At 61.9% G+C, this 22957-nt stretch carries 21 protein-coding genes and 1 pseudogene; 15 read left to right on the forward strand and 7 right to left on the reverse strand.

Translation table 11 applies throughout. The features are described from left to right. Positions 1-6 precede the first annotated feature (6 nt). The 7 genes from ACQR1X_RS25115 to ACQR1X_RS25145 all read left to right on the forward strand — a co-directional run bounded on the left by ACQR1X_RS25115 (position 7) and on the right by ACQR1X_RS25145 (position 6736). Positions 7-1173, forward strand: a complete 1167-nt coding sequence (locus tag ACQR1X_RS25115) for an NAD(P)/FAD-dependent oxidoreductase (protein ID WP_434899798.1) — start codon at positions 7-9, stop codon at positions 1171-1173. Next, positions 1154-1447, forward strand: a complete 294-nt coding sequence (locus ACQR1X_RS25120; protein WP_315716423.1) for a (2Fe-2S)-binding protein — start codon at positions 1154-1156, stop codon at positions 1445-1447. The genes ACQR1X_RS25115 and ACQR1X_RS25120 overlap by 20 nt, the downstream gene beginning before the upstream one ends. Then, complete coding sequence (locus ACQR1X_RS25125) at positions 1444-2841, forward strand: FAD-dependent oxidoreductase (RefSeq protein ID WP_434899799.1); 1398 nt, start codon at positions 1444-1446, stop codon at positions 2839-2841. Before ACQR1X_RS25120 ends, ACQR1X_RS25125 begins: the two co-directional genes overlap by 4 nt. Positions 2842-2917: 76 nt before the next feature. Continuing rightward, positions 2918-3856, forward strand: a complete 939-nt coding sequence (locus ACQR1X_RS25130; RefSeq protein ID WP_315754288.1) for an ABC transporter permease — start codon at positions 2918-2920, stop codon at positions 3854-3856. Further along, positions 3853-4722, forward strand: coding sequence for an ABC transporter permease (locus ACQR1X_RS25135; protein ID WP_434899800.1), 870 nt, complete (start codon positions 3853-3855; stop codon positions 4720-4722). The genes ACQR1X_RS25130 and ACQR1X_RS25135 overlap by 4 nt, the downstream gene beginning before the upstream one ends. A gap of 5 nt (positions 4723-4727) precedes the next feature. Next, entirely contained in the window at positions 4728-5723 is a 996-nt protein-coding gene (locus ACQR1X_RS25140) for an ABC transporter ATP-binding protein (protein ID WP_434899801.1), read from the forward strand. After that, positions 5723-6736, forward strand: a complete 1014-nt coding sequence (locus ACQR1X_RS25145) for an ABC transporter ATP-binding protein (protein WP_434899802.1) — start codon at positions 5723-5725, stop codon at positions 6734-6736. Before ACQR1X_RS25140 ends, ACQR1X_RS25145 begins: the two co-directional genes overlap by 1 nt. Positions 6737-6862: 126 nt before the next feature. Here the strand turns inward: ACQR1X_RS25145 and ACQR1X_RS25150 are convergent, their stop codons facing one another. After that, on the reverse strand, positions 6863-7852 hold the full coding sequence (locus ACQR1X_RS25150) for a response regulator transcription factor (RefSeq protein WP_434899803.1): 990 nt from the start codon (positions 7850-7852) through the stop codon (positions 6863-6865). A gap of 333 nt (positions 7853-8185) precedes the next feature. Between ACQR1X_RS25150 and ACQR1X_RS25155 the strand changes: the two genes are divergently transcribed. From ACQR1X_RS25155 to ACQR1X_RS25180, 6 genes are all read left to right on the forward strand, one after another. Next, positions 8186-9085 (forward strand): sugar phosphate isomerase/epimerase family protein, encoded by a 900-nt coding sequence (locus ACQR1X_RS25155; RefSeq protein ID WP_434899804.1) that lies wholly within the window; start codon positions 8186-8188, stop codon positions 9083-9085. A 363-nt stretch (positions 9086-9448) separates the two neighbouring features. Continuing rightward, entirely contained in the window at positions 9449-10552 is a 1104-nt protein-coding gene (locus tag ACQR1X_RS25160) for an NAD/NADP octopine/nopaline dehydrogenase family protein (RefSeq protein WP_434899805.1), read from the forward strand. A gap of 31 nt (positions 10553-10583) precedes the next feature. Continuing rightward, positions 10584-11546 carry a DMT family transporter gene (locus ACQR1X_RS25165; protein WP_434899806.1) on the forward strand — a complete coding sequence of 321 codons (963 nt, stop codon included), beginning with the start codon at positions 10584-10586 and terminating at the stop codon, positions 11544-11546. 215 nt (positions 11547-11761) lie between these two features. Next, positions 11762-13141 carry an MmgE/PrpD family protein gene (locus tag ACQR1X_RS25170; protein WP_434899807.1) on the forward strand — a complete coding sequence of 460 codons (1380 nt, stop codon included), beginning with the start codon at positions 11762-11764 and terminating at the stop codon, positions 13139-13141. 1117 nt (positions 13142-14258) lie between these two features. Then, positions 14259-14453 carry a transcriptional regulator domain-containing protein gene (locus ACQR1X_RS25175; protein WP_315801428.1) on the forward strand — a complete coding sequence of 65 codons (195 nt, stop codon included), beginning with the start codon at positions 14259-14261 and terminating at the stop codon, positions 14451-14453. A 4-nt stretch (positions 14454-14457) separates the two neighbouring features. Beyond that, positions 14458-15033, forward strand: coding sequence for a DUF2285 domain-containing protein (locus ACQR1X_RS25180; protein ID WP_434899808.1), 576 nt, complete (start codon positions 14458-14460; stop codon positions 15031-15033). Between the two features lie 110 nt (positions 15034-15143). On the opposite strand, the gene ACQR1X_RS25185 is transcribed toward ACQR1X_RS25180, so the two are convergent. After that, entirely contained in the window at positions 15144-15620 is a 477-nt protein-coding gene (locus ACQR1X_RS25185) for a helix-turn-helix domain-containing protein (RefSeq protein ID WP_315716414.1), read from the reverse strand. 167 nt (positions 15621-15787) lie between these two features. Here ACQR1X_RS25185 and ACQR1X_RS25190 point away from each other — a divergent pair, with 167 nt between their 5' ends. After that, positions 15788-16567, forward strand: a complete 780-nt coding sequence (locus tag ACQR1X_RS25190; protein WP_316182294.1) for a hypothetical protein — start codon at positions 15788-15790, stop codon at positions 16565-16567. A gap of 31 nt (positions 16568-16598) precedes the next feature. Then, the gene (locus ACQR1X_RS25195; protein ID WP_434899809.1) at positions 16599-16970 is read left to right on the forward strand and encodes a nuclear transport factor 2 family protein; all 372 of its coding nucleotides are present in this window, start codon (positions 16599-16601) and stop codon (positions 16968-16970) included. Positions 16971-17122: 152 nt separating this feature from the next. Here ACQR1X_RS25195 and ACQR1X_RS25200 read toward each other — a convergent pair whose 3' ends face one another. From ACQR1X_RS25200 to ACQR1X_RS25220, 5 genes and pseudogenes are all read right to left on the reverse strand, one after another. Then, a complete protein-coding gene (locus tag ACQR1X_RS25200; protein WP_434899810.1) occupies positions 17123-18421 on the reverse strand; it encodes an alkaline phosphatase family protein in 1299 nt (432 codons plus the stop codon). Positions 18422-18423: 2 nt separating this feature from the next. Next, the gene (gene phnA, locus ACQR1X_RS25205) at positions 18424-19701 is read right to left on the reverse strand and encodes a phosphonoacetate hydrolase (RefSeq protein WP_434899811.1); all 1278 of its coding nucleotides are present in this window, start codon (positions 19699-19701) and stop codon (positions 18424-18426) included. Continuing rightward, on the reverse strand, positions 19701-21047 hold the full coding sequence (locus tag ACQR1X_RS25210) for an amidase (protein ID WP_434899812.1): 1347 nt from the start codon (positions 21045-21047) through the stop codon (positions 19701-19703). The genes phnA and ACQR1X_RS25210 overlap by 1 nt, the downstream gene beginning before the upstream one ends. Next, positions 21044-22096: a branched-chain amino acid ABC transporter permease gene (locus tag ACQR1X_RS25215; RefSeq protein ID WP_434899867.1), complete on the reverse strand. Its 1053-nt coding sequence runs from the start codon at positions 22094-22096 to the stop codon at positions 21044-21046. Before ACQR1X_RS25215 ends, ACQR1X_RS25210 begins: the two co-directional genes overlap by 4 nt. Before the next feature lie 6 nt (positions 22097-22102). Next, positions 22103-22957, reverse strand: a pseudogene (locus tag ACQR1X_RS25220) (branched-chain amino acid ABC transporter permease); the annotation flags it as partial.

Genomic DNA, 22957 nt, shown 5'->3' on the forward strand with positions numbered 1-22957 from the left:
TCGACTTTGACCAAATATCTCTTTTTGTCGTCATATTGGGCAAGAGGAAATCTGATGCATCCTGAGATAATAGTTATCGGTGCGGGCACGGTTGGTGCTGCGATCGCTTATGGGCTTGCGCGAAGACAACGCCGAGTACTCGTGCTCGACGGTGACGATCGCGACCATCGTGCGGCGCGGGCCAATTTCGGCCTTGTTTGGCTACAGGGCAAAGGCCAGAACATGCCCGCCTATCAGCAGCTGTCACGCCGTAGCGTCGGCATGTGGTCCGACTTTGCGTCGGAACTCACTGATCTGGCCGCGTTGGATCTTCAGTATGAGCAGAATGGCGGTTTGGCGTTCTGCCTCGGAGATGACGCGTTCGAGAAGCGCCGCTTGGACCTTCAGCGGCTGCAGAACCAGCTCGGCGGAGCGGAGGCGGATTGGCGGATGCTCGATCGCGCTGAATTGGGCAAACTGCTTCCGAAGGTTCGATTGGGGCCCGACGTGGCCGGCGCCAGCTTCGGCCAGCGGGACGGGCATGCCAATCCGCTCCAGCTCCTTGCCGCTCTTCATGCCGGAATCCTGCGTCTGGGTGGGGATCTGCGCCGAAACGCTGCGGTGCGGCAGATCGTGCCCAGCGAGGCGGGCTTTACGGTGACGTTCGGAAACGAGACCGTCAGTGCGCCGCGCGTGCTGATCGCTGCGGGTCTCGGGTCTCAGGCGCTGGCGCGGCAAGTGGGTCTTGAAATCCCGCTGCGGCCTCAACGCGGGCAGATCCTGGTGACCGAGCGCCTCGAACCATTTCTGCCTCTGCCGACGAGTGGCTTGCGTCAAACCCGGGAAGGCACTGTGATGATCGGTGCTACCCATGAGGAGACCGGTTTCGATAGTTCCGCGACCGCGATCGCGGCGGCAGATCTCAGTCGGCGGACGCTTCGCATCGTGCCCGGGCTTGCTGAGGCTAAATTGGTTCGGCAGTGGGCTGGGTTGCGCATCATGACCCCTGATGGGTGTCCCGTCTACGCCCAGTCCCAGAAGCACCGGGGAGCCTTCGTGGCGTTGTGCCATTCAGGCGTCACGCTTGCAGCTCTGCATTCCACCGTCTTGGCCGATGCCATCTCGGCCGGCCAGTTGCCGGATTCGCTCGATATCTTTCATCAGAGTCGCTTTGATGTTCCGAAAGCTGCATGAGCCCGCTGAGACCGTGACTGTCTATGTCGAAGGCAAACCTGTCACGGCGGAGCCCGGCGAAAGCTTGGCAGCTGTGCTGCTCCGGCAGGCTGTCGTCTGGTCGCGCCCCACGCCGGTCAAAGGGAGCGGGCGAGCTCCCTATTGTATGATCGGCGTCTGCTTCGACTGTCTCGCTCAGGTGGATGGAATCGCCTCGGTTCAGACCTGCATGACCCCGGTTCAGGAGGGCATGAAGGTTGAGCGCCAGCAGCGTAAGCGGTGCTTGCCGTCATGAGCACGACCGACCTTCTCATCGTAGGGGCTGGCCCTGCTGGCATGACAGCGGCCATCACAGCGCGCGGCCATGGAATTGACGTCCTGGTTGTGGACGATCAAAGTTCGCCTGGCGGGCAGATCTGGCGCTCGGTCGAAACCCAAGCGGCGACCCCGAGGGGAGCCATCCTTGGAAGGGCTTATCAGGACGGAAAGGCTGCGACCGATGCATTCCGCGCAAGCGGCGCGCGGTACGAGCCTCGTACACAGCTTTGGCAGGTCGAACCTGGTTTTCGTGCCTTCGTGACCCATGATGGCAAAGCCCGGACGATCGAGGCGCGCGCCATCATCCTCGCAACCGGCGCCCAGGAGCGGCCTGCTCCCTTCCCAGGCTGGACACTGCCGGGAGTCCTCACGGTAGGTGCCGCTCAGGTCCTGTTGAAGACCGCCGGGCAGATCCCCTCCAAGCCAGTCTGGGTCGCTGGTTGTGGCCCGTTGCCGCTTCTCTACCTCGTTCAGTTGCTCAACGCCGGAGGTCAGATCGCCGGCTATCTGGACACGACACCGGCCGGGAGTCATTGGGCGGCGCTCCAGCATCTGCCGAAGGCCCTGCGTGCCAGTGGGGCGCTCCTCAAAGGACTCGCGTGGAAGGCCGTCCTTCGACGCCGGCGTGTGCCCGTCGTCCGTCATGTCGTCGACCTCGTGGCGCACGGATCGGACCGGATCGAATCCATCAGCTATCGAGCGGCCGATGCACAAGAGAAGACCGTTTCCGCGGATAATCTGTTTGTGCATGAAGGTGTCGTGCCGAACGTTCATGCACCGCTGGGGCTGGGCTGCGCGGTTGAATGGCGTGACGAGCAGGATTGCTACGTTCCGGTTCTCGATCAATGGGGTGAAACGACCAAGGCCGGTATCTTCATTGCCGGGGATGGCGCGGGTATTGCTGGCGCGAAGGCCGCGCAATATCGTGGGGCGCTCGCAGCACACAGGCTGGCGGTCAAGCTCGGCTATGCGGGCGAGCAGGTCGTGCTCAAGGAAGCGTTGCGCGTTCAAAGGAGTTTGGCTCGCGAACTTGCCTTGCGGCCCTTTCTTGACACCATGTTCAGACCCCACGGCAGGATTTTTAGTCCGTCCGATGAGACTGTCATATGCCGCTGCGAGGAGGTCACGGCAGGAGAGATCCGGGCGATGGCGCAGATCGGCGGCTCCGGCCCGAACCAGATCAAGGCCTTCACGCGTGCAGGGATGGGCCCCTGCCAGGGGCGGCAATGCGGTTATAGCGTCACCCGCATCCTCGCGGAAATCCAGGATTGTCCCGCAAAGGAGGTCGGCTTCTATCGCGTCAGGCCCCCGCTCAAGCCCGTGACGCTTGGAGAGCTGGCCACACTCGATCAAAAGGAGGAGGTGTTGTGAGGCACTTTCCTTGTCTGGAGAGAAGAGTTCAGTCCGAACATTCTGGTTTCTGTTCGCGAATGTGCTGGGTGGTCCAATGATCAGCTTTGCCTTCAAGCGGCTGTTGCTGGCCATCCCCACCTTGCTGGTGATGCTGACAGCAATCTTCGTGCTGGTGCGTCTCGTTCCGGGTGATGCGGCATCCGTCATCCTTGGCGACCAGGCAACCGAAGCCTCGCTTCGCGCGATGCGAGCCCGGCTCGGGCTCGATCAGCCGATCCAGGTTCAATATCTTCACTTTCTCGGTGAGGTGCTCACTGGAAATCTCGGGCAATCGCTCAGCAGCGGCCGGACTGTCGTGCAGGAGGTCCTGCTGGTGTTGCCCTCCACGATCCAACTCACCTTGGCGGCCATCGTGATCGGAATCGTCCTGGGTCTGCCGCTCGGAATTCTCGCCGCGCTCGGCCGCAACAGCTGGATCGACTACGTCTCGCGGCTGGTCTCGTTGGTCGGGCTATCGTTCCCAGCGTTTGTGTCAGGCATTCTGTTGCTCATCGTATTCGCGATCCAGCTGGGATGGTTCCCCGTTCTCGCGTCCGATAGCACTGATCCGATCGAACGGTTACGAAGCCTTGCCTTGCCTGCGCTGAATCTCGGCTTGATCCTGATGGCCTATGTGGTGCGTGTCACGCGGTCATCCATGCTGGGAGTTCTTGGCGAGGATTACATCCGCACGGCGCGCGCGAAGGGAGTGACTCCCACGCGCCTCGTCATGCGACACGCTCTGCGCAATGGCCTCATTCCAGTGGTGACCGTTGTTGGCCTCTACTTCGGTACGTTGATCGGAAATTCGGTGCTCACGGAGATCATCTTCAACCGACCCGGCCTCGGCAAGCTGATCTTCGGGGCACTCAACGCTCGCGACTATACGCTGCTCGAGGGGCTGATGATCATCTTTGCCATCTGCGTCATCGTCGTGAATACGCTGACGGACATTACCTATGGGCTTATCGATCCGCGGGTGAAATACAAATGACGATCGGGGTTGCATCGGTTGCAGTGTCGCAGCCTAGTCGATTGTGGCTGGCCTTCTCCAGAAATCCTCTCTTCTGGCTGGGGGCGCTGCTTCTTGCAATCATCATCGTGGTGGCGGTGCTCGCGCCGCTGATCGCGCCTCATGACCCGCTGGAGCAGAATATCGTGGCCAGGCTCGAGCCGCCGTCAGCGGAGTTCCTGTTCGGAACGGACAATTACGGCCGAGATGTCCTGTCCCGTCTGATCTATGGAGCCCGCATCTCCCTGATGGTCGGCTTCGTCGCCATCCTGATTGCGATGACAATCGGCTGCACGATAGGAATCGTTGCGGGTTATGTCGGAGGAGCGCTGGATCAGCTCGTGATGGGAGTGCTCGATGTCATGCTTTCGTTTCCAGCTCTCCTGCTCGGCCTCATGATTGCGGCGATGCTCGGCGCCAGCCTTCAGAACCTGATCATTGCAATCGCAATCACGGAGATCGCGCCGTTTGCGCGAGTTGCCCGGGCGCCTACGATCGCCTTGAAGCAGCAGGACTTCGTGATCGCCGGTCGAGCGCTTGGGTTCGGACCCGTCCGGATCATGGGGGTTCATATTCTCCCCAATCTCATCTCGGATGTCGTGGTGATGAGTTCACTATGGATGGCTTCCGCGATTCGCACGGAAGCATCCCTGAGCTTCATCGGGTTAGGAGTTCCGCCTCCGACCCCGACCTGGGGCAGCATGATCCGAGAAGGGTTCGACAACATCCTCGACGCCTGGTGGCTCGCGGTCTTCCCGAGCCTTGCCATCTTGGTGACCGTGCTTGCCCTCAATCTCCTGGGAGACGCTCTGCGAGACGCCATCGATCCAAAGTTGCGGGGGGAATAGCAGGCATGACATCGTTTCCTAGGCCAGCTCTCGACCTGCGCAATCTGCGGACCGAATTCCGAATCGGCGGCCATTGGTACCCCGCAGTACGAAACGTCTCGGTATCGCTGATGCCAAACGAGACGCTCGCGGTCGTCGGCGAGTCGGGCAGTGGCAAGAGCGTTACGGCCCTGTCCATCCTACGGCTGCTTCCGCATGCCGGTGCTCGCATCCAAGGCGGAGAGGTGTTGTTCGAGGGGCAAGATCTGGTGACCTTGTCCGAGCGGGACATGAGCGCGATCCGGGGCAATTCGATTGCGATGATCTTCCAGGAGCCGATGACGAGTCTCAATCCGACCATGACCGTGGGAGACCAGATCGCGGAGGCGATTCTCATTCATCGCGGAGGGTCGCGCATGGAGGCCAAGGCCGAGGCGCTTCGGCTCTTGGCGGAGGTCAAGATTCCGTCGCCGAAGAGCCGTCTGGATGAGTATCCGCATCAATTTTCGGGAGGGATGCGCCAACGCGTCATGATTGCCATGGCACTTGCCTGCCATCCGAGGGTTCTTCTGGCCGACGAGCCGACGACGGCACTCGATGTGACGATCCAGGCGCAGGTGCTGACTCAACTCGAAGAGCTCAAACAGGCCTACGGAATGTCGATGCTGTTCATCACGCACAATCTTGGCGTGGTTGCGCAGATCGCCGACCGCGTTGCCGTGATGTATGCAGGCGAGATTGTCGAGCTTGCGACTGTCGACGCGCTGTTCGCAAAGCCAATGCATCCTTATACGGCGGCGTTGCTGCGCGCCATGCCGCGAGCTGACCGGGCCAGCGAGAGTCTGGAGCCGATCCCCGGCAGCGTTCCGGCCCTGTCTGCTGTTCCAGCAGGCTGCGCCTATGCGCCCCGCTGCCCGTTCAAGGACCGCAGCTGTACCGAACTGCACCCAGAGCTCATATCATCAGGTGATCCCGGACATTTGGTGCGCTGTCCCGTCAGACCGGTCGGAGGAGTGCATTGATGACGACATCCCTGGGAAGCGGCGACTTTGTTGTACGTCATCTTTCGAAGACCTTCGTGAGACACGGAGGTTCAGGCGCTAGACGCGTCCGGGCGGTCGATGATGTGTCCTTCCGCATTCCAAAGGGGGCTTCCCTTGGCCTCGTGGGCGAGTCCGGTTGTGGCAAGTCAACCGTCGCGCGTGCCATCCTGCGGCTCATTGAGCCCGATAGCGGATCAATCCTATTCGACGGCATCGATGTCCGCGCCGCCAAGGGGGCCACCTTGCGCGCGTTGCGGCGCCGGATGCAGATCGTATTTCAGGATCCGTATTCTTCGCTCAATCCGCGCCGGACAATCCGCCAGACTCTGGAAGAACCCCTTCGTGTTCATCTGCGACTCTCGTCCAAGGACATCCGCGAGAAGGCGGAAGCCGCCATGCTCGAGGTCGGGTTGCCGCGAGAAGCACTGGAACGTTATCCGCACGAGTTCTCCGGCGGGCAGCGGCAAAGGATCGGCATTGCACGGGCGCTGGTCTTGGATCCCGAACTGGTCGTCGCAGACGAGGCCGTTTCTGCTCTCGATGTGTCGGTCCAGGCGCAAATTCTTCGACTGCTGGAGGGGCTGCGCGAACGCCGCGGCCTGTCGTTCTTGTTCGTTTCACATGATCTCGGGGTGGTCCGCCATTTCTGCGACCGAGTCTCCGTCATGTATCTGGGGCGCATCATCGAAGAGGGGCCGACGGCAGATGTTCTTGACCGTCCGTTGCATCCTTACACCAGGCTTCTGCGCGACAGCTATCCAGTGCCGGATCCGCGGGCCCGCCGGCCTCTGATCCAGATCGTGGGAGAGGTTCCTTCTGCAGCCAATCCGCCTCCGGGCTGTGGCTTTCATCCGCGTTGCGCGCGAGCGGAAGGCCTGTGTTCCGTCGAACAGCCGCAGTTGGAGACGTCGGGGGACGGCCGATTCCGGGCATGCTACTTCCCGGAAACAAGCGAGATCGCGTGGGGAAGCTTGCGCATCGGAGCGCGATGATCAAAGCCCCGCCAAAGAAGTTCATTGGCGAGTATGCCGTGATCGTAATCCGGTCGCCCAATTCCTTGGATTGAAGTCGACCGAGCGGAAGCTTCGCTGGAGGCGAGCGCCAGAGTCGCTCCCTGATCAGCGGCGAGCGGGGTTTATCCGATCCGATCGGTGCAGCATTCGCGCGTTGCTGACCGGCTCAGGTCGGGGAAGGTAGGTGGCAGGTCCGTCCGGGGCGAAGTCGAGCGAATAGCCCAATCCTCGCACCGTACGGATATAGTTCGGCTCGCCACGTTCGCAAAGAGCCTTGCGAATGCGGCTGATATGAACATCGATCGAGCGAACGGCGTTCTCCTGAGTATGTGCTCGGATGCCGGATAGGATCTGCTCCCGAGAAAAGACCTTTCGGGGGCATTCGAGGAGCTGTTGCAAGATCCGATACTCGACGGGGCAGAGGCGAATGCAGCGCGCGCCTCGGGAGACGCGATGCGCGTCGGCCTCCATGACAATGTCGGCAAATCGAAGCACTTTGGGACTGGGACAAGTCGATTCGCGCAGAAGACCATGCAGCCGGTCGATGAAGATGTCCGGAAGAAACGGCTTCAATATATAGCTTGTCCGATCCGTATGGACGCACGCCTCCTCGAGGTGAGGCGATACGCTTGCCATGATCAGCGTCGGGACATTCTGCGTTGCGGGGTCCCGGTGCAACTGTTCGAGCGCGAAGGCCACGCAATCCCCGCACGATACATCGTCCAGGGCAATCAAGCCGGGGCGCGCGGCGGTGGCGGAGGCGATCGCATCTGTCAGGGTGTCTGTCAGCATGCAGTCGAAGCCGTTGCTCTCGAGAATGTATTTGAGCAGGCTCGTAAATCCCTTGTCGCCGACCAGCAGGACGCGTGGTCTCGAAGGCACGGAGACGGAGCGTCCTCCGTCGCGGGCTGCAGGAGCAGACATCTGGCCGCATCCCGCCGCGGGTTGGTTGGCCCCCGAATCCGGTGTCCAGCCGGTCGCGAATGCAAGGCTCTTGTCCTGATTTTTAGCTGAGTTTGCGACACCGCAGAACTCTTCTGCCCGCTCGTCACTGCCAGCTAGGATTGCCCTGTGCACCATTCCCATCTCCATCATGTGTCTGCATCGTCAGATGCAGTAGAGCAGCTTCCGGCGCGCGCGGAAGCTACCAAGCCGGATAGGGGGCCGGACGTGTACGGCTGCCGTCGGCAACCTTGGGACGGGTACGGATCCGTCAATGGTGATGCAATTCGGCATATGCGGTCGTCGCTGCGGAACAAGAAGTCTCCGCTCCGGACCGCGGACCTCTACCAGGGTTGGTAGTGGCAGTGTGTGGTCGGTCGCCCTATGTTTGCGGTGCAGGCTCTCCGTGCCGCAGCCGGTCGCAAGTCATCAAGCTTTGGCGCGTCCAGTCGAAGGATCCATGATATGATTTTCGGAGAGGCGCAGATGGTCAGCCGCATCGGATTCATGCAGGGTGATCTGATCGAGCCGGCTGACAAGAGAGGACGAGGCTTTCTCACGGACTGCTGGCGCGAGGAATTCTCGGTTGCCCAAAAAGTCGGCTTCGAATTGATCGAGTGGAGGATTGGTGAAGAGCCGATCCTGATGAATCCTGTGATGTCTTCCACTGGACGAGATCAGATGCGGCAGCTTAGTCGCGAGTGCGACATCTGCATTCCATCGCTGTCCGCCGACTTCATGATGCAATCCCCCTTCTACAAGGTCACCGGCCGTGAGCATTGGGCGAGGCTCGATCTGCTCGGTGCCGTGATCGAGGCGTGTGCTGAGATCGGCATCAAGCTCCTGGTGATGCCACTCGCGAACGGCGGGCAGCTTTCCTCCCGCGAGGCAGCGGCACTTCGATCCGGACTGGATCGGCTTGCGCCGCTCCTCGAGGCTTGCGGCGTCGTCCTCTCCCTTGAGTCTGATCTCGATCCGCCGCTCTTGGCATCGCTGATCGAACCATGCCCGGCAGACCGGTTCGGCATTACATACACGGTTGGATGTCGACCTTCGACGAGCGCTGATGCGCATGAGGCCCTTGCCGCTTGCGGCAACCGGATCGTGAACGTCCACCTGAAGGACTGGAATCTGCACGTCAACCGCGCTTCGCCGTCTCGTCAGCGAACCAACCTCGCCGGCGCGCTCAATCAGCTGAGACTCGCGGGTTATCGGGGCGATCTTATTCTTCAATCGAGCCCCGGTCACTGTCGAGCAGCATTGCTCGCCCAGTACGGTGCCATGGCTGCGACCTGGTGGAGCTTCGGTGGGCCGGATCATCTCAGTCTTGCTCCAGGGATGGTCGAGGCGAACGAGAACCTGCAACAGCTGTCGCATACGCGGTGAGCTTGGAGCTCGACGCCACGCCCAGACGAATTCCCTGCAGGTTGTGACTTCGCACCTCTCTGCATGAATTGGTGCGTCCCAGAGCTCGCTTTGGACGAAGCAGGATCCTGGCGGTTGTCCTTGGCCGAGCGGAGGATGACGCCTCCGCGCGCGTGAGCCAGTCGTGCAAGGATAAAGGCGATCTATTGCCTGCACAGGCAAGTCAATGCGCGCATCTTTGTGTGTCCTCGCCAGCCCATTATTAGTGTCCGAGGCGCGTACGTGAGCGAGATGCTTCCGTATGTTTACAGGATTATTATGTTGACCGGATCGCGCTGCTCCAAGAATACTTATCTACGTTAGGTTGCGTCATGGAGCAGCGACATGCAGACGTCGGTTTCGATCATTGGTGCCGGGAATTGCGGATGTGCCTTCGCGGCCGATCTTGCCAGTCGAGGAGCGAACGTACTGTTGTACGCGCACCCCGAACATCGCCGGCACGCGGAGACAATCGACCGCAACGGCTATCTGGAAGCAGGCCTCAAGATCGAGGGGCGCTTCCATCCGGATGTCAGCTCGGACATGGCCGACGTCGTCCGGTTCTCCAAGTTCATCATCATCACGGTCCCGTCATATGGCCATGAGGCCGTCCTGAGCGAACTCGCAAAGTTCGACCTCAGCAAGCATGTCGTCATTTCGATCACGGGCAACTTCTTCGCTCTCATGGCGCGCAGACAGATCAATGCGCGGTACATCCTCGAAACCGCCACGGCGCCCTACGCCTCGAGAATGCAGGATGGCAAGGTGACGGTGATGGGCATCAAGAGCATCATGCCGATCGCAGCGATGCCGGTCGATGTCAGTGAAGCGTTGCGCGATGAGATTGGCGCGATCTTCCCGATGCCGCTGGAGTGGCGCAGCAATGTTCTCGAGATCGGCATGTCTTGCATTACCGGCGTGATTCATCCGACGCCGGCGCTGATGAACGCCGGATGGATCGAGACGCGAAGGGGCGACTTCTATTTCTATCGTGAAGGCATGTCGACGTCGGTCGCCCGCGTCATCGACGAAGTCGACAAGGAGAGAATGGCGATCGCCAGGGAATTTGGCTTCAAGCCGCAGCCTGTCGTGGCGATCATGAACAGCTACTACGACAGGGCCTTCACCAGTTTCGGCGAGTTCGCCAGAGAGACGGTCGAGCACAACACGACCAAGATGGCACCTCAGCACATGCGCGACAGGTTTATTGTGCAGGACGTTCCATACGTTCTGGTTCCCTGGTTCGAGCTCGGCGTCAAGGTCGGCCTCTATTCCACCGCGATCAAGTCGATCATCGATCTGGCCTCCATCGTCAACGAAACGGACTATCTGGAGACCGGCCGAAATCTGCGCAGGCTGGGACTGGATGCGGCTTCCAAGGGCCAGGTGATCGAGACATTCAGCGCACCGCTTGCGCCCTGGGACGATGAGCTTCGCCGTATCGCGTAGATCTTGGCCGCTTCTCGACCATGAGGCTTGTATGACGATCGTTAGCAGCCGGCAGGACGTGACAAACAGCTCGGTGTCATCTCACCTGCCGGCAATCGGCTATAAGGTGCTCTCGGCAGCGGTGCTCGCCGTCATGTTCGCCTTGATCAAGAAGCTGGGCGGCGAGTACCCCGTGGGACAGATCGTCTTCGTTCGGAGTTTCTTCGCTCTGCTGCCGATTCTCTGGCTTGTCCGGCGTCTCGGAGGTTATCACCTGCTTCGCACCGAACGGCCGGGCGCTCATCTGCGCCGCTCCGTTGCCGGTCTTTGCTCCCTCTTCTTCAGCTTCACGGCGGTCGGGATGCTGCCGCTCGCGACTGCGACGGCGCTGGGCTACGCGGCGCCGTTGTTCATCACGCTGTTTGCCATTCCCTTGCTCGGGGAGAGCATTCGCCTCCATCGTCTTGTTGGCGTCGTTTTCGGATTTGGCGGCGTGCTGCTGATGGCCCATCCCGATGGCCGGGGGCTCTCCTCGGGAGTCCTGTTCGCGCTGGCCGGTGCGGTGGCTACGGCCCTTGCATTGATCTCCATCCGCAAGATGCGGGACACCGAGACGAGCATGGCCATTGTTTTCTACTTTTCGCTCTCGGGCACATTGGTGAGTGCAGCGACGCTGCCGTTCTCTGCAGTCTGGCCGAGCGTGACTGACTTGCCGATCCTCGTCGCAATTGGCGTTCTGGGCGGCGCTGCCCAGATTCTGCTCACCAAGGCCTACCAGATGGCGCCGGCGAGCGTCGTTGCACCCTTCGAATACGCCACCTTCGTCTTTGCCTTTCTGCTTGGTCTCCTCGTCTGGCGTGAGATGCCGGTCCCGATCGAGCTGGCCGGGATTGCCGTCGTAATCGCCTCAAATCTCTTCATAGCGATGTACGAGCAGCTGGCCGGAGTTTCGTCAAAGCGTCGCCTGCCCGGCAAGTGGCACGACACCGCGACGGCCCGCGCCAAAACCGACTGAAAGGATCGGCGCGGATCCGGCTCAACCCCATAACTCCGACGAATAGGTGCTCACAAAATTCGACTTTGACTTCCTGCTGCCATTCGCGCGGAAGATGCTCAAGGCCAGCTTCGTGCCACTTCGATAGAGTTCGGTTTGCCAATCATGGGTCGGACGGATGCGCTAGCTCACCTCGTCCGATCTGCACACATGTTGAAGAATCCCTGGAGGCCCGCATGACATACACCGCTGCCGAGCTGTTGGCCGAATGGGTCAGCGCGAGCAAAGTTCCAGAAGAAGCCCGGATCAGCGCGGCGAAATGCGTGCTCGATTTGATGACCGCCGCGATAGCCGGCCATGAGACGCCAAATGCGGTCGCCGTGCGCCGAATAGCGAGCGCGACCTGGGGCCATGGACCGGCGGCGATGTGGTTTTCAGGAGAGCGGTCGACCGCTGCGGGGGCAACCTTCGTCAATGCGGCCTGCGCGTGCTCGCTCGACCTGGATGATGGCCACCGCGCCGCTTCGGGGCACCCCGGCGCAGCGATCATTCCGGGGGTATTGTCACTGCTCGGCAGTCCGTCCTTGGATGGGCAACGGGCGCTTGCAGCCATTGCCATCGGATATGAGATCGGCGTTCGTATTTCTGCTGCCCGGGATCTGCGAAGCGTCCCGACGGTGAACAGCGGCCTCTGGAGCGGTCAAGCCGTTGCGGCAGCGGTGGGCTGGCTGAGAGGGCTGTCGCGGAGCCAGATCGCACACGCGATCTCGATCGCTGGGACAACGGCACCGAGCCAGTCGGCTACTCCATACACCCGGTTCAGAGGCAACAGCGTCAAGGAGGGCATCCCATGGGGAGCTGCCAATGGCGTCCTGGCGGCCGATCTGGCCAAGCAGGGCTTCACCGGACCGATCGACATTCTGGACAGTTCAGAACGTTACGATCGCGCGCGGCTTCTCGACGGGCTCGGAACGAGTTGGCTCATCAACAGCACCTATTTCAAGCCCTATAGTTGCTGCCGTTGGATTCACGCGCCGATTGACGCGCTGATCACATTGCTGAACGATCATGACATTCATCCGAAAGCCATCATCAGCATCGATGTGGAGACCTTTGGGAGGTCGTTGACCCTGAGCAACGAGGCGGCGCCGCGTACGCTGGAAGGAGCGCAATACAGCCTTCCGTTCTGCCTCGGTGTCGCCGCGATCAGCGGCGCACCAGCGTTGCTCCCCTTGAGCAACGAGTCGCTGACAGACCAACGAGCCATCGAGATCGCTGGACGCGTCCACATGACGGTCAATCCCGAATTTGAGCTGATGTTCCCGGCTGCGGTTCCTGGGCGGGTTCGCATCACCACGGCTTCGGGCACCTTTGAGCGGACCGTGTTGGCGCCGAAGGGAGAACCTACGAACCCCATGAGCTGGGACGACATCGGGTACAAGTTCCAAGCCATTGCAGCTGGTCGCGCCGATGCTCGTGTCGCGGCTGGGATTCCAAATGCGATCGGCGCGTTGCGAAGGGGAGACGTTGCGCCGTTGCAATCGATGCTGGAAGCAAGGCTGTTCGCCAGCTCGAATGGCGCGTCGCCCGTCGAGCGGCTTGCGGTCGCCCAGTAGGCCCAGCGGGCGATGAGACGGCGGCAAAGGTATTCCTGGCAACAGGCCTATACAGATGGCTTTGTCCCATCCCCTGGACGGGAGCGTACGTGTGAAGCCGGCGAGGAGGGACCGGCCACTCAGCTTCTGCATATCGGGAAATCCTTCAGTGCGGTGAAGACGACGCTACGGTCGCCGTCGACGTGAAAGCGCCATACGTCAATCGGATCGACCTTTAGTCTCTGTTTGAAATCTTGTTTTGAGCAGCGAGAAGGCCGGCATGGTCAAGACACCTGTTTTCATCGGACCGAGCGTCGCAACGGATGCTCCCGCCCTTGCACGACCGGATACTGCCCGTCTGCTCTGTCCCCATCGGGCAGATTGCGGGACGAACTGGCGGGGATCAAAGGCGAACCTTGTGTTCGCAGCAAAGCTGCTCGGCTGCTTGCGCACGGGAACGTCACCGCCACCATCCGCGCTCGAATGGTCCGGATTTGTTGAGCACTGGACTGTCATCGTTCGCGACGACATATGTGTGCTTGAGGGAACGGTATGGCGTCTCCCATTCTGCCAGGGCAGCTTGGCTGCACCTCTTTTGGCCATTGATCCTGCCGCAGGGTGGGCGCGCGCGCTCGGGGAATGGCTTACGATAGGGGCGCCTCACAGGAGCACCGGCGTAGCCGGACTTCGTCCGGAGCTGATCTCTGATCGTGCGGCACGATGGCTGGAACATCAGCTCGCCCCCGCAGATTGAGCTGCGGCCAGATCGCTTGACCGAAATTGCCAAGGTCGGACGAAGCACTTCTCAAACGGATGTGAGCGCCATTTGAGAGCGCGCGTGAGCTTCGGGCGTAAGCAAACTTGATAGAGTCGCGCGACGGCCGTCGATTCTGCTGAAATCCTTGGCAAAGTGGACCCGAGGCAAGGCCAGTATGGCGCAGACAGCAGCGGGGCCTCATCATCGCTGCCCGGAATCGCGCGATTTGAGTGAAACCGAAAGTCCCAGGAATACGCAAAATCCACCGTGTTGCGCTCGATCGGTGCCAACTCCGCAGATTGATAGCCCCGTGCAGAAGCCCTCGTTGCTAGCCTCTGCAAACGTTGTTGAGAGAGCGGAAATGGCAGGGACGAGTGTGTAATGAGCGAGTTCAACTGGCGGTCGGCCGAGTCCTACAAGAAGCTCGAAACAGCCGATGCGGCCGATTTTGCCTGGGAATGTCTACGTCGTAATCCAGACTATCGGCGAGATTACAGCGATCTGCTTGCACAAGACAAAGACGGCCCGACCCATCCTGAATTCCGGCAGCGATGGGGGCTTTCTTTTCGCGGCTGACCCAATGCGCCGGTTTGATGCTCAGGCCATATTCTGGGCGCCGGAGGTGCTGCCGACCGTGCTTCGCCTTGCTCCAGCCTCGCAAGGCTCGCTTGCGCCATTCTCTCATCTCGACCTTCGCGGATCGCCCGGCGCCGAGCTGAGACGGGCGTCCGATGGCTGGTACGCGGTGCTGCAGTTGGGCGGCGCCACGCACCGGCTGCTGCTCTCCCGGCTTCCGGCGAAGGGGACGGCCGTGGCTGTCGAGCTGCCGCTCGACCGTGATTTCGATTTGCAGACGCGCGCGGCCTATCGGCTTTGGACGGCGCTGAGACGAGGTCCGATCCGGCTGCCGGCTCACACCGGGCCCGTTCAGCAGCGCCGGCGCCTCGTTCTTGCGCTGCGCGCCTTGGATGGCCGCCTCGCGGGCCAGAATTATCGGGCGATCGCCACGGCTCTGTTCGGGGCCGAGCGAGTTGAAGATCGGGGATGGAAAACGCACGACCTGCGCAGCCGGACGATCCGGCTGGTTCAAACAGGTCAGACCCTGATCCGAGGCGGCTATCGAAATCTGCTGCGTAGCCAGCGGCGATCAGCATGATCGGCGCGCTGGTCCGTCTCGCAGCCGCCGCGGACGTCGACCCTTCTGGCAAGGACTGCATGAGGGATGCGAAAACTCAGTCATTCGGCTTGGCCGATGTCCTGAGCGCATTACTCGTCGTCGCGCGAGCGGAGAAGTTCAGCCATCTGCAGCACCTTTCGGCGAAGCCGCTCGTCGGATATGCCGAAATAGAGCTCGAGCAGTTGGCGAGATTCGCGCTTGGTCACAAGCTCACTGAAGTCCGCGGTCTGCTCATGAGACGCCTCTGGCACAGCGGCGCCTGCCTTGACGTCAATCTCGTCAAAGAACCAGGTGATCGGAACAGCGAGCTGGTTTGCGATTTCGTACAGCCGAGATGCGCTGATCCGGGTCTCGCCCGCTTCATACTTCTGAATGAGTTGAGCTGTCACGCCGAGGCGTCTTGCCAGGTCATCCTGGCTGAGATCGAGCAGGTTCCGTCGCAGGCGCAAGCGCGTTCCCACATGCTGATCGACATGATTGGGCTTCTTGGATGACCTCCTGAGCCGCTTGCCTTGGTTTCGGGACACAGCGGGGCGGCCGTCAGGGAGCTGTTTGGAAGTCGCCACGTCCGCTTACCTCATGCCGTATCCAAGATGTTCGTCCATGAAGCATCAATCTCAGCTTGAAACAATCAACCAGAATTATGTCATTCGCGCTACAACTACAGAGGATAGATCAAATGCAATCGTCGCCAGCCACGGTTTGATGTGCGTGACGTAGCAAAGGGCAAGGAATGTCGATGCAGGATTGCTGTCCTCAATCTGGCCGCGTGCCTTCCAATCTGAAGATCGATCATGGTCCGATCGGCCTCCTGGGACGCTTCTTCCTCGCCGCTGACACCGCCGCCCAAAAGCGCGGCGTCAGCGTCTATTTTGCGAGCCTACAGGATTTGCTCGACGTCAACAGCGCAAATTCCGACAGCTGGCGACCGCTGGTGCCGATCTTCCAGCCCGACCTCGGCGGCGCGACAGCTGAGAACACCTTCGTTATGGTCGGAAAAGACAAGAACGGGGAGGTCGTCGCGACACAGGCGGGTCGGTACTACGACTGGACAGCCACGACGCTGTTCGAGGAAGCCATCTCGCTTCGTATGTTCTACGCAGATCCGGCAGCCGCCTTGGCGCGCGGCGACGGTTGTATGATTGCGACCCCGGTGGCGTCGACGATTGCGGGCAGGGTCGTGTTTTCCGGCGCCGGCTGGTACCGGCGCGATTTTCGCGGCAGAGGGTTGGCGCGAATCCTGCCCCGGATTTCGCGTGCCTATGCTCATGCGCGCTGGAATACGGATTTCACGATCAGCATGATGGCCGACGCTGTGATTGCCGGCGGCATGGCGGATCGCACCGGCTACACCCGGATCGAGCGGTCGAGCGTCGAACTGGTCGTATCTCCGCTCGGATCGATGCGCTGTGGTCTTGTCTGGATGCCGGTGCAGGAGATGCTGGCCGATCTGGAGGCCGCCATGGGCGTAAGCTGGCGCGAGGAATCCGATCCGCGCGCAGCGGCGATGTGAGCAGAGCCGGCTCTCAATGGCGGGGGAAAGCATGCAGGGACCGCTGGGTCACCGGGAAGCCGAGGCATATGTCAGGCACCTGTTCGCCTGTATCGACGCTCACGACTGGGCAGGCTTGTCCAGCCTGCTGGATGACGGTGCCGTCTATGAGCGTCCAGGATATGAGCCCTTTGTCGGCAAGTTGGCCATCATGCAGTTCTATCGCCACGAGCGCATCGTGGCCTCGGGAGAGCACCTGCTTGAGCAGGTGCTGAGCAACGGCAAACAGATCGCCTGCTGGGGCAGCTTTGCGGGCCAGGACAAGAATGGGCGTCCCTTGAAGGCCAGATTTGCCGATGTCTATCATCTCAGCGGTGGCCGCATCGGCCTGCGGCGGACGTTCTTCGACAGTCCGGCGCTCTGATCAGCACAGTGGCCACGCGCTCTCGGCAGCAGTGAACAACTGCTCTGCCCAGGGGGCATCGACAGGATGGGGTGCCGCGGTGCAGCCGTCGGGCATTGGCCACAGATGGTTGGTTGGACATCGTTTGGGCCAATGCGTGTACAGCGCGGGCGTCAGGCCGTCATGGCGCGCGTCTCGGAACGCCAGGCTGCCGCCTGCAACGCCTCGCCGTCCATCCCTGTGCGGGGCAGCCCGAGATGGGCCAGCACTGTCGGCGCGATGTCGATAACGCGCGCGGGCGGCTTGCGGATCCGACCCGGACTGAAGCCTTCGCCCCATGCCATCAGGAACGGAGCCTGCTCGTAGGTCCCGAGTCCTCCATGCTGTCCGCATCCAAGTCGGTCGGGCTTGCCAAGGGCAGGCTTGGCCGCGAGGCTCGAACCGCGGATTCCGAAGCGGTTGGGGACGTCGCTGGACCGCATGGACACGGCAAACGCAAGGCCGCCGGTGTGAGCTTGTCCAACGCGGTCGAGCTCGTCCGGCCCGAAGACCTGCCCGGCCCAATCACTGCGTTCCAGAAGCGATCGCACGCTTTGCAGCGGGGGGCCGCGCTGGGAATCGACATAGATCAAGGCCGAGGTCCCGTTCGAGATGGCCAGAATCTCGTCGGACATGGGGTTGGCTTTGAGTCCCGCGGTGATCAGCGCCGCATCGATGTCGACGATGTCCTCGACCGTTTGATGACCATGATCCGATCCGATCAGAAGCAGGATGTCCTCGCCCTGGTCGCGCTGTCTTTCGACGGCTGCGATCACCTCGACCGCCCGACGATCCGCCTCCGCCAGCACGGCAAGATGGTCAGGAGAACCGAGCGGTGCGTTGTGTTGAATATGGTCCGGTTCGCCAAGCCACAAAATGCCGACCGCCGGGCGACGCTTCACCACCACGTCGTCGATGAAGCGGGCTGTCATCCTGGCGTCACCGCCGCTGTCCAGCGTGACGTCCAATCGATCGCCGGCCGCGACTTCGATGCGGCCAGGACCGAACGAGCCGGCCCGGTGATAGACAAATCCATGCCCGTCGGGATCATGGGCGTATGCCGCCCCCGGGGACACGTTGCTGAAGACGATCTGGCCACCCACGGTCTTGACGCGTTCCGCCAGGGTCGGCACTTGCAGTGAGGATCCAGTGACTCGGCGCTTGTGTTGCAGAAACTGCGGATCTCCGGCGTCGCGCAGCACCAACCTGCCGGATTCGATCAGGGCAACGGAATTGCCTTGCAGTCCATGTCTTGCCGGAGTGCATCCGGTCGCAATACTCGCCGACACGACGCGTGTGCACGAAGGAAAGACGGTCCGGTAGTCCTCGAACCATTCGGCGCGCGCGGCGAAATCTGCGAGATGGGGCGTGGTCGCAGGCGAAATGAGGTCCCGTCGAAGTCCGTCGAGGATCATGATGACAACACGCTTCATGGTCAAAGGTCCACCTCATTGAGTGCGACACTGAAAATATCGAAATTGCGCAAAGTGCGCCCATCGGGCGCGCCCGGGCTCGCGCGAAGCCGATGAGACAGGATGAAGGGGACGCGCTGCTCGGCGAGACCGCCATGCGAGCGCAGCCTCGCGCCCGCCAGGTTGGAAAGCTCGTGGTCGCATGCCCGGGCGCCCAGGGCTATTCCCTTTGCTGCGATCACGCAGACGTCGCCCTCGCGGTCGCGCGGCAGCTCGAAGCGGGCGGCCGCATCGTCTCCGGTCAAGGCGAGACCGACGCCCGGAAGCCCCGCGAGAAACGAAACGACGTCTGAGGCGCGCAGGACTGGATCCTGGAGGTGAACCCGGACGAAGCCGCCGAGCGCGCCGTGATGGCGGACGAACGGGTCGGTGATGGGGCAGATCACCCGCGTCCGCCCGAGGCCGAAGACTGCGTCGAGCTGATCGCCGAGAAACATGACATTGGGCGAACCATCGGCGTGCGCCATATCACTCATACCGTGATCGGCGACGATCCCGACGAGCGCGCCCTCGGCGAGCAGTGCGCCGAGTCTCTGATCCACCTCGGCCATGAAGGCCAGGGCTTCCGGCTCGTGCGGTGCGTAGGCGTGCTGGACATAGTCGGACAGCGACAAATAGATCAGATCAGGACGATGATCCGCCAAGAGCCTGAGACCCGCGTCCAGGACGAACAGGGACAGGTCCGCCGAATACTGACGAGGGACGGAGCGGCCGATCCGCGCCGGCACGTCTGCAATGCCATTCTCGGCTTCGCTGCAGCAATCGGCCTTCTCGGCCGAGAACACGATGCCCTTGAGGTCCTTGCCAAGCGCCTTGCGGAGCTTGTCCTTGGCCGTCACGGCGGCCACCTTGGCTCCGGCACGGGAGAAGGCGGAAAGGATCGTCGGCGCCCGCATCGGAGATGCGTCCACCATCATCACCTCCTCTCCGCTCGCGGAATCGATGTAGAAGTTGCCCGACACCCCGTGGTGCGCGGGCGCAACCCCGGTGACGATCGAAACGTTGTTTGGGTTGGTGAAGGTCGGCATGGCCGCGAGCGCCGTGGTCGCAAAGCCGTCGCGTCGCATGCGATCGAGGGCAGGGACGATGCCCGCGCTGCTTGCCGCTGCGATATAGTCGGGATCGCAGCCATCGAAGCAGATGATGACGGTGGAAACGCGCGGCCAATTGTAGACCCGTCCGTTCACTTCGATCTGCGTGTCGCAGCCCGTTGTCGGCTCGGTGGCGGATGTATATCGCATCAATGATCAACCCGTGTTGGCAGGCGGCAGGTGTGAGCAATCCAGGCGGCGCTCTGAAGCAGCTCACGGTCAGAGCCATGACGCCCAATGAGCTGGAGACCGATCGGCAAGCCGTGTGCGCCGCAGAGCAGCGGCATTGAGAGGACAGGCAGACCGCACAGGCTCCAGGGCATGGCAAGACTCCCCGAGCCGGGACCTTCATCGAGCCTTGTCGCCTCGCCCGGCGCCGAAAGGGTCACAAGCACATCGTGCTGGGCGAACAGCTTCGACGTCAGGCCGATCAAGCGATCGGCCGACGCGTTCAACTCGATGTAACGTTTTGCGCCGAGCGCGATGCCTGCGGCAATTCCATCCCGCAACGGTGGACACAGCTTGGCAGCGAGATGCTGGGGTAGATCGCCGAAGCGAGCCGCCAGATGAGCGTTCAAAAGGCCAAGAGCCACCTCGATTGCATCGCCGAACTCGCTCGGAAGATCCAGCTCGTGGACCGCGACCGGCAACGCACCGATGAAGGCCGTCAAAGCCTCGCCCGCGTCCGGAGCGACCTGCTCGAATCCCGGTCCGCGCACCACAGCGAGCCTCGGAGGGCGCCCGATCCGGTCGGCGGCGCTGTCGACAACGGGATCAAATGCACCGGCGAACAAGCAGAGATCCTGGACGGATCTCGCGAGATAGCCAATCTGCGCAAGCCGCGGCACCAGGATGTTGGAGCCTTCCATGCTTGCAACCCCGAACGACGGCTTGAACGCATGCGCTCCGCAGAATGATGCCGGCAGCACCGTCGACGCCGTGTGCTGAGTCCCGAGTGCAAGAGGGACCATCCGGTCGACCACAGCTGCCGCCGAGCCGGCCGAAGACACACCAGGTGAGCGCCCGAGATCATTGGGATTGCGGGTCGCGCTCGGATGATACATGCCGAATTCCGACGTCGTCGTCTTGCCGATGATGATGGCGCCGGATCGCCTGAGGATCGCGACCGCCGCGGCGTCCGCTGCCGGGCGACGGTCGCGCAGCAGGCTGCTGCCATATTCTGATGGCATGTCGATCGTATCGAAGACATCCTTGATGCCGACGGGCAGGCCGTGGAGCGCTCCGGCGAGCCGGCCTTCCGATTGCGCCTTGTCGGCGAGGAACGCCTGTTCGCGCGCCGCGTCCACCGCGACATGAGTGAAGGCGTGGACCTCGCCGTCGCGTGCCGCGATGCGCGCGAGGCAGGCCTCGAGCAGTGTGGCCGCGGAGAGGCGTCGTTCGCGTATGGCCGAAGCTGCAGCCGTGGCCGTCAGCTGCGAAGGATCGCCATCCATCTCGCAAAGCTGACGCCGACTGTGTGGGATCGCCATGGTCATGATCGGCCCGTCTCCTCGAGGGTCTCGGCAGGTGCGAATGAGCTGGCGCTGGTCCCGCGGAGCCGCGAAGGCCAGGCGAACGCGTGTCGAGGCATCATCCCGTCACGAAAGGTCAGGACGCATGATGCGAAGACGACGCCCTGGAGCACCTGCACCCAGGCCCCATAGGGAGCGAGAAAGTGCTGCATCGTGACCAGGACCGTGGCGCCGACCAAGGGTCCGCTCAATGTGCCGAGGCCGCCGATGAGGCACATCAGAACAGCCTCTCCGGAGAGGTGCCAGTGTGCGCCGGACAAAGTCGCGAGCTGAAAGGCAACCGCACTCAGTGACCCGGCGAGGCCGGCACAGCCGGCGGCGATCGCGAAGGCGAACAGCTTGAGGCCCCGGGCATTCTGACCAAGGGACAAGGCGCGCCGCTCGTCGTCGCGGACCGCGACAAGCATCATCCCAAGCTGAGACGACAGCAGCCGCTTGATGCCGAAATGGACGGAGCAGAAGGCTGCCACGGCAAGTGCATAGACGGCGAGGTCGTTGCGCAGATCAATCAGACCGAACAGGAGGCCACGCGGCACCGCCTGCAGCCCGTCCTCGCCATGCGTGAAGCTCGACTGGACGAACACGAAGTAGACCATCTGGGCGACGGCGAGCGTGATCATGGCTTGATAGATGCCACGCCGCCGGATCGCCAGCGCTCCCATGACGATGCCGAGCAGAATAGCGGCAGTGATCCCCGCCAGCATGGCCAGCTCCGGCGACATCGCCCAGTGCTTCAGCGCATGCGCGGTGACATAGGCGGCCGTCCCGTAGAGCGCCGCCTGTCCGAACGACATGACCCCGGCGAACCCCAGCAGGAAGTTGAACGACGCGGCAAGAATCGCAAAGCAGAAGATCTTGACCAGGAAGATCGGGTAGAGCAGTGCCGGCAGGACAGCGAGTGCAGCTGCGATGATGACGACGATCAGGATGCGCTCGTATTTTCTGTCCGCGCGTACATCCGGCGTGGCCGTGACCGGGGGAGGAATGCCGGCAAAGGAATGATGACGCAGCACCTCGATGCCGAACAGGCCCTGCGGCCGGACCGACAGGACGATGCACATGAAAGCGAAGATCATGACATTGGCCGCTTGCGGGAACACCGCCAGTGTCGCGCTCTCGAGCAATGCCAGGCAGTAGGCCGCCAGGATTGTTCCTCCGAGAGAGCCCATCCCGCCGATCACAATGATGGCGAAGACAACAAGCAGGACGTCGGACCCCATCAACGGACTCACCTGATAGATCGGCGCCGCAAGAGCGCCGGCGAGGCCCGCAAGCGCCGCGCCCAGCCCAAAGGTTGCCGTCATCACCGCAGGAATCGGGACGCCCAGCGCTTCGGCCATCTTGGCGTTCTCGGATGCCGCCCGAAGCGTCGCTCCAGCCTTGGTTCGTGCGATCGCGATCCACACCCCAAGGCAAACAATAAAGGCGACCATGACGACCCACAGCCGGTAGACGGGGAATACTGCAAAGCCGAGATCGACCACGTCCGACAGCCAGGCGGGCGTCGTGAAGGGCAGTCCCGTAGAGCCGAAGATGACCTGAAATCCGCCCTGGATCGCGGTTGCGAGCCCGAAGCTCAGCATGAATCCATAGAGCGGATCGAGACTGTAGGTCCGCCGCAACAAGAGGCGCTCCAGCACCATCCCGGTCGATCCAACCAGAACGGCAGCCGCACACAGGCCCACGAGATAGGGAAGACCAAGGCGCGCAACGGCCGCCCAGGCGGCAAATGCACCCATCATGTAGAGCGCGCCGTGAGCCATGTTGAGGATGTTCAAGAGCCCGAAGATCAATGCGAGGCCGAGGCAGAGCAGGGCATAGAACGATCCATTGACCAGACCGATCGTGAGATACGAGAGAACGAGGTTTGACAT

The organism is Bradyrhizobium sp. HKCCYLRH3073, from assembly GCF_051167995.1.
In the GTDB taxonomy this organism is placed as follows: Bacteria; Pseudomonadota; Alphaproteobacteria; order Rhizobiales; family Xanthobacteraceae; genus Bradyrhizobium.